Origin of the sequence: Streptomyces sp. NPDC002795 (genome assembly GCF_042888725.1) — a bacterium.
Classification (GTDB): Bacteria; Actinomycetota; Actinomycetes; order Streptomycetales; family Streptomycetaceae; genus Streptomyces.
Genome location: NZ_JBIAQB010000011.1, coordinates 1 through 12790, shown reverse-complemented (window position 1 = coordinate 12790; position 12790 = coordinate 1). Strand labels below are relative to the sequence as shown.

The 12790-nt window shown below is 70.3% G+C and carries 11 protein-coding genes; 8 read left to right on the top strand and 3 right to left on the bottom strand.

Annotation, left to right across the window (positions count from 1 at the left end):
- Positions 1 to 117: 117 nt before the first annotated feature.
- The 5 genes from ACFYWS_RS29950 (at position 118) to ACFYWS_RS29930 (ending at position 5376) form a co-directional block, all read left to right on the top strand.
- On the top strand, positions 118 to 1488 hold the full coding sequence (locus ACFYWS_RS29950) for a phosphomannomutase/phosphoglucomutase (RefSeq protein WP_389281614.1): 1371 nt from the start codon (positions 118 to 120) through the stop codon (positions 1486 to 1488).
- A 258-nt stretch (positions 1489 to 1746) separates the two neighbouring features.
- A complete protein-coding gene (locus ACFYWS_RS29945; RefSeq protein WP_351343026.1) occupies positions 1747 to 1917 on the top strand; it encodes a Trm112 family protein in 171 nt (56 codons plus the stop codon).
- 38 nt (positions 1918 to 1955) lie between these two features.
- Positions 1956 to 3083, top strand: a complete 1128-nt coding sequence (locus ACFYWS_RS29940) for an SIS domain-containing protein (protein ID WP_389281612.1) — start codon at positions 1956 to 1958, stop codon at positions 3081 to 3083.
- Positions 3084 to 3161: 78 nt separating this feature from the next.
- Complete coding sequence (manA, locus tag ACFYWS_RS29935; RefSeq protein ID WP_389281611.1) at positions 3162 to 4313, top strand: mannose-6-phosphate isomerase, class I; 1152 nt, start codon at positions 3162 to 3164, stop codon at positions 4311 to 4313.
- An 85-nt stretch (positions 4314 to 4398) separates the two neighbouring features.
- Positions 4399 to 5376 (top strand): cation diffusion facilitator family transporter, encoded by a 978-nt coding sequence (locus ACFYWS_RS29930; RefSeq protein ID WP_389281609.1) that lies wholly within the window; start codon positions 4399 to 4401, stop codon positions 5374 to 5376.
- A gap of 133 nt (positions 5377 to 5509) precedes the next feature.
- Here ACFYWS_RS29930 and ACFYWS_RS29925 read toward each other — a convergent pair whose 3' ends face one another.
- Positions 5510 to 7549 carry a fructose-specific PTS transporter subunit EIIC gene (locus tag ACFYWS_RS29925; protein ID WP_389281607.1) on the bottom strand — a complete coding sequence of 680 codons (2040 nt, stop codon included), beginning with the start codon at positions 7547 to 7549 and terminating at the stop codon, positions 5510 to 5512.
- A gap of 446 nt (positions 7550 to 7995) precedes the next feature.
- On the opposite strand from ACFYWS_RS29925, the gene ahcY reads away from it, so the two are divergent.
- A complete protein-coding gene (gene ahcY, locus ACFYWS_RS29920) occupies positions 7996 to 9459 on the top strand; it encodes an adenosylhomocysteinase (RefSeq protein ID WP_389281605.1) in 1464 nt (487 codons plus the stop codon).
- Between the two features lie 225 nt (positions 9460 to 9684).
- On the top strand, positions 9685 to 10299 hold the full coding sequence (locus ACFYWS_RS29915; RefSeq protein WP_389281603.1) for a hypothetical protein: 615 nt from the start codon (positions 9685 to 9687) through the stop codon (positions 10297 to 10299).
- Between the two features lie 10 nt (positions 10300 to 10309).
- Here the strand turns inward: ACFYWS_RS29915 and ACFYWS_RS29910 are convergent, their stop codons facing one another.
- Positions 10310 to 11257, bottom strand: a complete 948-nt coding sequence (locus ACFYWS_RS29910) for an RDD family protein (protein ID WP_389281601.1) — start codon at positions 11255 to 11257, stop codon at positions 10310 to 10312.
- Positions 11258 to 11362: 105 nt separating this feature from the next.
- On the opposite strand from ACFYWS_RS29910, the gene ACFYWS_RS29905 reads away from it, so the two are divergent.
- Entirely contained in the window at positions 11363 to 12370 is a 1008-nt protein-coding gene (locus ACFYWS_RS29905; RefSeq protein ID WP_389281600.1) for a stage II sporulation protein M, read from the top strand.
- A 128-nt stretch (positions 12371 to 12498) separates the two neighbouring features.
- Here ACFYWS_RS29905 and ACFYWS_RS29900 read toward each other — a convergent pair.
- Positions 12499 to 12790: hypothetical protein (locus tag ACFYWS_RS29900; RefSeq protein ID WP_389281598.1), on the bottom strand; the 292-nt coding region annotated here is incomplete at its 5' end.

Genomic DNA, 12790 nt, shown 5'->3' with positions numbered 1-12790 from the left:
CCAGTGAGGATGCGGGCGGGCGGGATTCCAGGGAGGAACGAGGGGTTCACGATCCACTGTCAGTGCGGCCAGGTACTTTGTGGGTCCGTGCAGGACTCCAGGAGGGCTGGGCAGACCGTGGCTGCTGCTGATCTGTCGCAGATCGTTAAGGCGTACGACGTGCGTGGGGTGGTCCCGGACCAGTGGGACGAGGAGCTCGCCGCGCTGTTCGGCGCCGCGTTCGTGCGGGTGACCGGCGCCGACGCGATCGTCGTGGGTCATGACATGCGGCCCTCGTCGCCCGGCCTCACGGGAGCGTTCGCGCACGGGGCCGCCGCCCTCGGCGCGGACGTCACCGAGATCGGCCTGTGCTCGACGGACCAGCTGTACTACGCGTCGGGCGCGCTCGACCTGCCCGGCGCCATGTTCACGGCCTCGCACAACCCGGCGCGGTACAACGGCATCAAGATGTGCCGCGCGGGCGCCGCGCCGGTCGGGCAGGACACCGGCCTCGCGGAGATCCGCCGCCTTGCCGAGGAGTGGAGCGCGTCGGGCGCCCCCGAACCGGCCGCCACGCCCGGAACCGTCACGCGGCGGGACACGCTGAACGACTACGCGGCGCACCTGCGCGGCCTGGTCGACCTGACGGCGATCCGCCCCCTGAAGGTCGTGGTGGACGCGGGCAACGGGATGGGTGGGCACACGGTCCCGACGGTCCTCGAAGGCCTGCCGCTGGACGTCGTGCCGATGTACTTCGAGCTGGACGGCACGTTCCCGAACCACGAGGCGAACCCGCTGGACCCGGCGAACATCGTGGACCTCCAGGCACGCGTGCGTGCCGAGGGCGCCGACCTCGGCCTCGCCTTCGACGGCGACGCGGACCGCTGCTTCGTGGTGGACGAGTACGGCGACCCGGTGTCCCCGTCCGCGATCACCGCCCTGGTCGCCGTCCGCGAACTCGCGCGAAACGGCGGCTCGGGCGTGATCATCCACAACCTGATCACCTCCTGGACCGTGCCGGAGGTCGTGAAGGAGAACGGCGGCACGCCCGTGCGCACGCGCGTGGGCCACTCGTTCATCAAGCAGGAGATGGCCACCACCGGCGCGATCTTCGGCGGCGAGCACTCCGCGCATTACTACTTCCGCGACTTCTGGAACGCCGACACGGGCATGCTGGCGGCGCTCCACGTCCTCGCGGCGCTCGGCGGCCAGGACGGTCCGCTCTCCGCTCTGGTCTCCTCCTACGACCGCTACGCGGCCTCCGGCGAGATCAACTCCACGGTGGCCGACCAGACCGACCGCCTCGCCGCGATCAAGGCGGCGTACGCGGGCCGCGAAGGCATCACCACGGACGAGCTCGACGGCCTGACGATCACGGCGGCCGACTGGTGGTTCAACGTCCGCCCGTCCAACACCGAACCGCTGCTGCGCCTGAACGCGGAGGCGCGGGACACGCCAACGATGGAGAAGGTCAGAAACGAGGCCCTGGCGATCATCCGGGGTACATAAAGCCCCTGCGGCGATTGAGCAGCGGGGTCCGGGGCGGAGCCCCGCGGCGTCAAGCCCGGGTGGACCTGGCCTCCCGTCGCCCCGGGCAGTCCGCTGCCAAGGGCGGCCTCCGGTTCGGCACGCTCTCGCCGGAGGCCACCGCACAACTCGTGCCCCCGCCGGTAGGCTGGTGATCAGCGTCGCACCCCGGTCGGCCACCCGGCCACCGCGCCCCGGTGCAGCGCACCCGAACCCCACCCACCCCCCCCGGAGGGAACCATGCCGCTCGAAGCCGGCCTCCTGGAGATCCTCGCCTGCCCGGCCTGCCACGCCCCGCTCAAGGAGGCCGACGCCGAGCTGATCTGCACCGGCAAGGACTGCGGCCTGGCCTACCCGGTCCGCGACGACATCCCCGTCCTCCTGATCGACGAGGCGCGCCGCCCCGCGTAACCCCCGAAAAGACGCCGCTCGCAGGAGGCCCGACGCCCATGTTCGACGAATCGCTCCTGGACGACCCGGACGCGCTGGCCAGGATCGACCGCCGCGGCCTGCTGCGCGGCGCCGCCGAGGCCGGCGCCCGAGTCCGCACGGCGGCCCGGCACGCGGCCGAGGCCGGCATCGCCGAGCTGAAGCCCGACGGCCGCCCCCGCGCCGTCCTGATCGCGGGCCCCGGCACGGCAGCCGTGGGCGTCGCCGACCTCATCACGCGCCTGGCCGGCGCGGCCTGCCCGGTCGTCCGCCTGCGCCCCACCGGCGTGGCCCCCGCGCCGGGCGCGCTGCGCTGGGAGCTGCCGGGCTGGGCGGGCTCGGTCGACCTCCTCCTGATCGCCACCCCGGACGGCACGGAGCCGAGCCTCTCGCTCCTCGTGGAGCAGGCGTACCGGCGCGGCGTCGCGGTCGTCGCGGTCTGCCCCTCGGGCGCCCCGCTCACCGAGTCGGTCGCAGGGGCGCACGGACTGTCCGTACCGATGGCCACGGCCCCGTACGAGCAGGACGAGCCCGCGGCCGCCTCCGCGCCGGGCGCACTCTGGGCACTGCTCACGCCCCTCCTCGCGCTGCTCGACCGCACGGGCCTCCTGTCGGCCGCGCCGGACACGCTCGAGAAGGTCGCCGACCGCCTCGACCAGGTCGCGGAGCGCTGCGGCCCGGCCATCGCCACGTACAGCAACCCGGCCAAGACACTCGCCGCCGAGCTCGCGGAGGCGCTCCCGCTGATCTGGACGGAGGGCGCCGCCGCGGGCCCGGCGGGCCGCCGCTTCGCCGCCGCCCTCGCCGAGCTCGCCGGACGCGCCGCGCTCGCAGCCGACCTGCCCGAGGCGATGCCCGCCCACGGCGCGCTCCTCACCGGAGACCTGGCCGCGGGCGCCGACCCCGACGACTTCTTCCGCGACCGCGTCGAGGAGGTCCAGATGCTGCGCGCCCGCGTCGTCCTGCTGCGCGACCGGCCCGCGGGCGGCCACACCGCCGCGCCCGCGGCCCGCGAACTCGCGCTCTCGCACGACATCGCCCTCAGCGAACTGGAACCGGAGGAGGGCAGCGATCTGGAGACCCTCGCGGAGCTGATCGCCGTCACGGATTTCGCCGCGGTTTACCTGGGCCTCACCTCGCGGGCCTGACCCGGACCGACCCTTTCCCCGGCCGGCCGACGGCGCCCGGCCGCCCCGCCCTGGACCGCGTACCGAAAGAACCCCCTCATGGACCGCCTCACCAACACCATCCGCCCCTACGCCTGGGGCTCGACCACCGCCATCCCGCAGCTCATCGGCGCAAGCCCGACCGGTGAACCGCAGGCGGAGATGTGGATGGGCGCGCACCCGGGCGCCCCCTCGCGCACCGAGCGCGGCCCGCTGAACGAGGTCGTCGACGCGCACCCGGAGACGGAGCTCGGCCCCGAGGCGGTCGCCAAGTTCGGCCCCCGCCTCCCGTTCCTCCTCAAGCTCCTCGCCGCGGGCGCGCCCCTCTCCCTCCAGGTGCACCCCGACCTCCAGCAGGCGAAGGAGGGTTACGAGGACGAGGAGCGGCGCGGCGTCCCCATCGACGCCCCGCACCGCAACTACAAGGACGCCAACCACAAGCCCGAACTGATCTGCGCGCTCACGCCGTTCGACGGCCTGTGCGGATTCCGCGCGCCCGAGGAAGCGGCACAACTGCTCGAAGGCCTCGGCGTCGACAGCCTCAAGCCGTACGCCGATCTACTGCGCGCCCACCCCGAAGAGGCGGCGCTGCGCGAGGTCCTCACCGCCGTACTGAGCGCGGACCCCACCGACATGGAGCGCACCGTCACCGAGGCCACCGCCGCCGCCCAGCGCATCGGCGGCGCCTACGAGCCGTACGCGGGCATCGCCCACCACTACCCCGGCGACCCCGGTGTCATCGCGGCGATGCTGCTCAACTTCGTACAACTGCAGCCCGGCGAGGCCCTGTTCCTCGGCGCCGGCGTCCCGCACGCCTACCTCGACGGCCTCGGCGTCGAGATCATGGCCAACTCGGACAACGTGCTGCGCTGCGGCCTCACCCCCAAGCACGTCGACGTGCCCGAGCTGCTGCGCATCGTCCGCTTCGAGGCCACCGACCCCGGCGTGCTGCGCCCGGAGGCCTCGCCCAACGGCGAAGAGGTCTACGACACCCCCATCGACGAGTTCCGTCTCTCGCGCTTCGTGCTGCCCGAGAGCGGCGCGGACCACGACCTGACGGCCGCGACGCCGCAGGTCCTGCTGTGCACGGCGGGCACCGTCCGGGCCGGCGCGCTCGCGCTCGCACCCGGCGAATCGGCCTTCGTTCCGGCGGGCGAAAAGGTGAATGTGTCCGGATCCGGCACGCTCTTCCGCGCGACCGTGGTGGCCTGAGAGGCACCTACGACGTCCCGTGCTGCAACAATGACCCACCGCGCACGGGACGAACGTAGAACCTCGAAAGGACACCAGGAACGACATGAGTGCTTCAGGCGGAGCCAAGGCGATCGTGGCGGCGCTGGTCGCCAACCTAGCGATCGCGGTAGCGAAATTCGTGGCGTTCCTCTTCAGCGGCTCCTCGTCGATGCTCGCCGAGGCCGTCCACTCGCTCGCGGACTCGGGCAACCAGTTCCTGCTGCTGGTGGGCGGCAAGAAGGCCCAGCGTGAGGCGACTCCGCAACACCCCTTCGGGTACGGACGCGAGCGTTATATCTACGCCTTCTTGGTGTCGATCGTCCTCTTCTCCGTAGGCGGCATGTTCGCCGTCTACGAAGGCTACGAAAAGATCAGCCACCCGCACGATCTGGAGCACTGGTACTGGCCGGTCGGCGTGCTCGTCTTCGCGATCATCGCGGAGAGCTTCTCCTTCCGTACGGCCATCAAGGAGTCCAACGCCCTGCGCGGCAAGCTCACTTGGAGCCAGTTCGTCAAGCGCGCCAAGGCGCCTGAGCTGCCCGTCGTCCTCCTGGAGGACCTCGGCGCGCTCATCGGTCTGGTCCTCGCGCTGTGCGGCGTCGGCCTGACCCTCGCCACCGGCGACGCCGTCTGGGACGGCATCGGCACGCTCTGCATCGGCGTCCTGCTGATCGCCATCGCGATCGTCCTCGCCCTGGAGACCAAGTCGCTGCTGCTCGGCGAGGCCGCCGGCGCCGACGAGGTCGCCAAGATCGAGAAGGCCGTCGTCGACGGTGACACCGTCACCGGCCTGATCCACATGCGCACGCTCCACCTCGGCCCCGAGGAACTCCTCGTCGCCGCCAAGGTCTCCGTGCAGCACGACGACACGGCCGCCGAGATCGCCCGCGCCATAAACGATGCCGAGGCCCGCATCCGCGCCGCCGTCCCGATCGCCCGCGTCATCTACCTCGAACCCGACATCTACAGCGAGACCGAGGCCACGAAGGGCTCCGACCCGGAGGCCCGCCCCGGCGGCCCGACGCCGGCTCCGGAGCACTGAGCGATCCTCGTACGCAGGTGGGGGCGCGCCGATGTTCTTGGCGCGCCCCCACCTGCGTACCGGGGTGGGAGCTCTACGGGGGCGGGGCCGGCGAGTACGTACTCGCCGGCCCCGCCCCCGTATCGGCTCCGTCCTACTGAACCTCCGCCAGCACCCGCAGGATCGCCGCGTCGTCCGGGGCCGCCTGCAGCCGCGCCCGGAAGTCCGTGTCCATCAGCTTGCGCGACAGCAGCGCCAGAATCCGCAGATGCTCGTCGCCCGCGGCGGCCTCCGGCACCGAGATCATGAAGACGAGCCTGGCCTTCGTGCCGTCGAGCGAACCCCACTCGATGCCCTCGTCGGACCGTGCGAAGCAGACGACCGGGGCGGTCACCGCGTCCGTCTTGGCGTGCGGGATGGCGATCTCCTCGCCGAGCCCGGTCGTGCCCTGCTCCTCACGGCGCAGCGCGGTCCGTACGAGCTCGTCCACGTCGGCGACCTTGCCGGTGCCGGCGGCGAGACCCGCCAACTCGCGGATGGCCGCTTCCTTGTCCTGCGCGTCCAGCTGCACCTTGACGGTCCGGCCGGTGAGGTATCCGGAGAGGACCTCGGGAGCTTCGGTGGCCACTGCGGTGGCGGTGGCGGTGGTGGTGGCCGTGGCGGTGGCGCCAGTGGCCGCGCCGCGGGCCACAGGGGCCGGGGTGGCTCCGGCCTCGGACTCGGCGGAGCCGGCCTGCTTCGCGGCGGCACGCCGATTGCTCACGCCGACGAGCGCGTTCGTCGTCACGGCGGTGACCACCGTGCCCGCGACGATCGCGACGAAGAACATGGCGAGACCGCTGATCGCGCCGAACACCGCGACGATCGGACCGCCGTGCGGCACCGAGTCCTCGACGCCCGCGAGCCCGGCGATCGCACCGGCGACCGCGCCACCCAGCATGTTCGCCGGGATGACCTGCGCGGGACGCGCCGCCGCGAAGGGGATGGCACCTTCGGAAATGCCGAAACAACCCATGAACAACGCCGCGATGCCGGCTTCGCGTTCCGCGTCGGTATAGAGCCTGCGACGGATCATCGTGGCGAGGCCCTGACCGAGCGGCATCACCGGGATGGCCGCGGCGGCCATGCCCATGACCGCGTTGTTCGTCCCGATCAGTCCGACGGCGAACAGGAACGCGGTCTTGTTGACCGGGCCGCCCATGTCGAACGCGATCATCAGGCCGATGAGCGCGCCGAGCAGTACCGCGCTCGACCCGGTCATCCCGCCGAGGAAGTCGGTGAGGTGCGTGAACACCCAGGAGATCGGCCCACCGAGGATGTAGATGAAGGCGAGGCCGACGGCCAGCGTGGACGCGATGGGGACCACGATGATGGGCATGATCGGCTGGATGGCCTTCGGAACCTTGATCTTCCGGATCGCGAGGACGATGTAGCCCGCGAGGAAACCGGTCACGATGGCGCCGAGGAAGCCCGCGTTGGCGTCCGAGCCGTAGATGCTGGCGTCGGCGGCGAGGAAGCCGCCGATCATGCCGGGCACGAGTGCGGGGCGGTCACCGAGCGCGAAGGCGATATAGCCGGAGAAGATCGGCAGCATCAGCTTGAAGCCGAGCGTGCCGAGCGCGTTGACGTTGAACCAGAACGTGTCCTTGGGGATCTGGATGCCGTCAGGCGTCGCGTGACCGCCGATCGCCAGCGAGACGGCGATCAGCAGACCGCCGACCACGACGAACGGGATCATGAAGCTGACGCCGTTCATCAGCGCCTTGTACGCCGCGCTGCGCTCCTTGCCGCCGGACGCCGCGGCCTCCTGCGCCGCACCGCCCTCCGAGCCGGCCACGGGCGCACTCTGGACGCGCTCGATCAGCTGCTCGGGGTGGCTGATGCCCTCCGACACGCCGACCGACAGCACCCGCTTACCGGCGAACCGGGCGCGGTCGACGTCCTTGTCGGCGGCGATGATGACGCCGTCGGCGTCTCTGACATCGTTGTCGGTGAGGACGTTCTCGGCCCCGATGGACCCTTGCGTCTCCACCTTCATGTCGATACCTGCGGCGTCCGCTGCCTGCTGCAGCTTCTCCGCCGCCATGTAGGTGTGCGCGATGCCGGTCGGACATGCGGTTACCGCGAGCAGCTTCAACTTCTTCTGCTGCTCGACGGCCCCTCCGCCCGCGTGGGGGTCGGCCGGACTGGTCACGTGGCTCTCCTTCAAGCGTTCCGTGCAAGAGCGCGCAAATCTTTGCGGCTCTCCCAGCATGGTGCAACACGTACCCAGGGCCGACCGTTCAAAGGTCCCGGATCCAGTGGTCCGTTGTCATGTATCCCTATTTCTGCCCCCTTCTTTCCCTCCGCGAAGGGACGGTCCGGAACGCGCCCGACCGGATCGACAGGCGGGGTGGGTTCAGCTGGGCCGATCGGTGTAGCTTTGTACCGAGCCAGACGTCGCTGCTGATGGCGGTCGGGCGGCCCGTACGCCGGGTCGGCCGAGGGAGAGAGGGCCTCCGACGGACTGCGCTGCGAACGCCAGGGGACACTTGTGTCCCAGGACTCCGCAGGTCAGCCATGCGCGCACCCACCCGTATCGCGGGCAGGCGCCTCAGCCCACCTCGACCGACTGCAACAGCACCGAGGAGCAGCTCACTTATGACTTCTGTCGCCAACCGACAGGACCAGGACTTCAAGGTCGCCGACCTCTCCCTCGCCGCCTTCGGCCGCAAGGAGATCACTCTCGCCGAGCACGAGATGCCCGGCCTGATGTCGATCCGCAAGGAGTACGCCGCCGCCCAGCCGCTCGCCGGCGCCCGCGTCACCGGCTCCCTCCACATGACGGTCCAGACGGCCGTCCTCATCGAGACCCTCGTCGCCCTCGGCGCCGAGGTCCGCTGGGCCTCCTGCAACATCTTCTCCACGCAGGACCACGCCGCCGCGGCCATCGCCGTCGGGCCGAACGGCACGCCGGACAACCCCCAGGGCATCCCGGTCTTCGCCTGGAAGGGCGAGACGCTCGAGGAGTACTGGTGGTGCACGGAGCAGGCTCTGACCTGGCCGAACACCCCCACCGGCGGCCCGAACATGATCCTCGACGACGGCGGTGACGCCACCCTCCTCGTCCACAAGGGCGTCGAGTACGAGAAGGACGGCAAGGTCCCCTCGGTCGACACCGCCGAGTCCGACGAGCACCGCGTCATCCTCCAGCTCCTGAACCGCACGATCTCGAACGGTTCGCAGAAGTGGACCCAGCTCTCCTCCGAGATCCGCGGCGTCACGGAGGAGACCACGACCGGCGTCCACCGCCTGTACGAGATGCAGCGCGACGGCGTCCTCCTGTTCCCGGCGATCAACGTGAACGACGCCGTGACCAAGTCGAAGTTCGACAACAAGTACGGCTGCCGCCACTCGCTCGTCGACGGCATCAACCGCGCCACGGACGTCCTCATCGGCGGCAAGACCGCCCTCATCTGCGGCTACGGCGACGTGGGCAAGGGCTGCGCGGAGTCGCTGCGCGGCCAGGGCGCCCGCGTGATCGTCACCGAGGTCGACCCGATCTGCGCACTGCAGGCGGCGATGGACGGTTTCCAGGTCACGACGCTCGACGAGGTCGTCGACAAGGTCGACATCTTCGTCACGACGACCGGCAACAAGGACATCATCATGGCCTCCGACATGGCCAAGATGAAGCACCAGGCGATCGTCGGGAACATCGGCCACTTCGACAACGAGATCGACATGGCCGGCCTGGCGAAGATCGACGGCATCGTCAAGGACGAGGTCAAGCCGCAGGTCCACACCTGGACGTTCCCCGACGGCAAGGTCCTCATCGTGCTCTCCGAGGGCCGCCTGCTGAACCTGGGCAACGCGACGGGCCACCCGTCCTTCGTGATGTCCAACTCGTTCGCGGACCAGACGCTGGCCCAGATCGAGCTCTTCACCAAGCAGACCGAGTACCCGACCGGCGTGTACGTGCTGCCCAAGCACCTGGACGAGAAGGTCGCCCGCCTGCACCTGGACTCGCTCGGCGTGAAGCTGACGACGCTCCGCCCGGAGCAGGCCTCGTACATCGGCGTCGAGGTCGAGGGCCCGTACAAGCCGGACCACTACCGCTACTGAGCACGCGCCTGCCGATCGCGCGTCTCCTGACCGCTCGACCCGGCACCGCGCACCAGCCGCCCGTCGGCTGACCGCCTCGCAGGACAGGCCCCCGCACCCCCGTGTCGGGGGCCTGTCCCGTGTCCGCGCACACCGCTGGCTACGGTGGACACGCCCTTCGACGTCCGCCCGCCTCGTACGCGACGGCGGCCGTCACCAGGCCAGACAGAGGACCCCACGAACGCCATGCCCCGCGGCCGTTATTCGCTTCACGATCTGCACGATCACACCCCCATCGGTGAAGAACACTTCCAGTGCGCGCCCGGCCCTTCCGGCTGGCGCTATGTAGCGCAACGGACCACCCCCTCCGGCGACCACGCCGGCTCGATCGACCTCGCCCTCGACGAACTCGGCCGCCCCCTCCGCCTCGAACTGAACGCGGCGAGCTGGCAGGTGAGAGGTGCCGCCCTGGAGGGCGTCACGTGGGTCCGCACCGACCCGACGGGCACTCACGCCTCCGAAGGAAACGCCCCCGCGCACGCGTTCACGGGAACATCCCCCGCGTTCCTCATCGCCACCGCCCGACTGCTCGGTCTCACCCCCGCTTCCCCTCCGACCCGCGTCTGCCTCGTCGCCCTGACGGACCCCGTCCTCGCACCACTCACGGTGGACCAGTCCTGGACCCTGCTGAACAGCGAAGCACACGCCACTGACAACGGACCGCTGACCGTGGACGAATACCAGGTCACAGCCCTGGACACGGGGGAGCAGCAGGCGGTCCACATCAGCGGCGACGTGGTCCTCGCGGCCCCCGGCATCGAGCTGGAAAACCTCGAGACCCCGCCGTCGGCCTTCCGCTGACGCCGCGCGCTCAGGCCGGAGGCACGAACCCGGTGGCCGGCCCGTCCGAACTCCCGGACCCCGTCGGGGGATTGCCGGCCGGACCGGACGCGGGGGCCGGAGGAGCGGCAGGAACCACGGGCGGCACGGGCCCTGCGGCCTCCCCGTATCCGCTGAACGACCCCGGAGCGGCACCAGCCACGGTTGACGCAGCCTGACCACCCGCGGCGCTCGCTCCGAACGCACGCTGGGCCTCCCGCGACTGCCGCTCGTGCGTCACGGCAGCCAGGAACGCGGCGGGCGGTATGTCACTCGGCACCGGCGCCCCGGTGTGCGCGGCGAGCTCGCCCGCGAGCCGCTCGGCCATCCCCCACCCCACCTGCGGATCCAGCTGCCCCATCCGCGTCAGGTACTGCCGCACCGCGAGCCACAGCCCCTCCGGTACGGCCGACAGATCCAGCTCGGCGAACCTTCCGACCAGCCACGGCGGGGGAGGCGGCACGAACGCCGACTGCCCGGTCGGCACCCTCTCCCGTACGACAAGGGTCCCGGCGAACACATCCCCGACCCGCCGGCCCCTCGCGGACACGAGTGAAGCGATGCACGCCACGACCCCAAAGGTCATGAGGATCTCCACGACCCCGACGGCCCCCCGCACCAACGCGTGCCGAAACCGGATCGGCCCGCCGTCGTCCCGCACGACGCGCAGGCCGCACGCGAGCTTCCCCAGCGACCGCCCATGGCTCAACGTCTCCACGGCGATCGGGATCCCGACCAGGACCAACAGAAACGTCGCCACCGCGACGGCCGCGACCGCCGCGTCGTCGAGCGAGGCGGTCGCAGCCGCGAACGCCATGGTCACCGCGATATAGACGGCGAAAGCCACCGCCAGATCGATGAGCACGGCAAGCGCCCGACTCGGCAACTTCGCGGGCCGCAGCTCCAGCGCCACCGCCTCACCCGTCACCAGCTCACTCACGCCGGCCACCCACCCTTCAACGGACTGCCCCAGGAACCGCCAGTCTGCCAAGCTGAAGGACCATCGCGCCGTACAGGTGCCGGAAAGCGAGGAGCAGCAGACCGGATGGACCTCGACGTCTTCGTGTCCGCCCACCGGGCCGAGTGGGACCGACTGGACGCTCTGCTGCGCCGCCGACGCCGACTCACCGGCACAGAGGCTGACGAACTGGTGACCCTGTACCAGCGCACCGCCACTCACCTCTCGCTCATCCAGTCGAGCGCACCGGACCCCCGGGTGGTCGGCCGCCTCACGCAACTAGTGGCCCGCGCGCGTAGTGCCGTGACAGGCACCCGCCGGGCTTCATGGCGCGACGCGACGCACTTCTTGACCCACGATTTCCCGGCAGCGGTCTACAGGGCGCGCCACTGGTGGGTCCCCACCGCACTGCTGTCCACCGCGATAGCCGCCCTCATCGGCTGGTGGATCGGCACCCACCCCGACGTCCAGGCATCCATCGCGGCCCCCTCCGAACTCCGCGAGATGACCCGCCCCGGTGGCCAGTACGAGACGTACTACTCGAGCCACCCGGCCGCCTCGTTCGCCGCCCAGGTCTGGACGAACAACGCTCAGGCCGCTGCCATGTGCCTTGTCCTGGGTGTCTTCCTGGGCCTGCCGGTCCTGTGGATCCTCTTCCAGAACATGCTCAACGTAGGTGTGGGTATCGGCCTGATGGCCTCCGTCGGCCGTCTCGACACCTTCCTGGGGCTGATCCTCCCGCACGGCTTGCTCGAACTGACCGCGGTCTTCGTAGCGGCCGGGACCGGACTCCGCCTCGGATGGACAGTGATCGACCCGGGCCCTCGCCCACGTAGAACGGCCCTGGCCGAAGAGGCCCGCGCGGCCCTCGGCATGGCCATCGGACTGGCTCTGGTCCTCTTCATCTCCGGGGCCATCGAGGGCTTCGTAACCCCCTCCGGCCTCCCGACGTGGGCACGCATCGGCATCGGCATCGCGGCAGAACTGGCATTCCTGACGTACGTCTATGTCCTCGGCCGCCGAGCGGTTCGCGAGGGTGAAACGGGAGACGTGGGCACGGACGAGCGCAGCGCGCTGCTGCCCACGGCCGCCTGATGTGCGAGCGCCCCGCTGACCTGCTAGTCTCCTCTTCGCCCCGGAAAGACCGTTGACACGGACAGACCGGGGAGGTAGATTCGAACAGTTGCCCCGAACTAGACAGGTTCGATTGCAACGGCTAGTGTCTAGCGCGCTTCACGAATTCCAATTCTTCGAGAAGCCCCCCGATTAATCGGAAACCTTGAGTCGGTCAGCCCGGCCCAAAACTTCTGATAAAGTCGGCACCGCCGAAAGGCAAAGGCCCTCCAACGGCCACCGGAAATGAAATTCCGAACCGGAAACGGAACGGAAAACGGATCTGGTAAGGTTGGAAACACGAAATACCGAAGGGAAGCGCCCGGAGGAAAGCCCGAGAGGGTGAGTACAAAGGAAGCGTCCGTTCCTTGAGAACTCAACAGCGTGCCAAAAATCAACGCC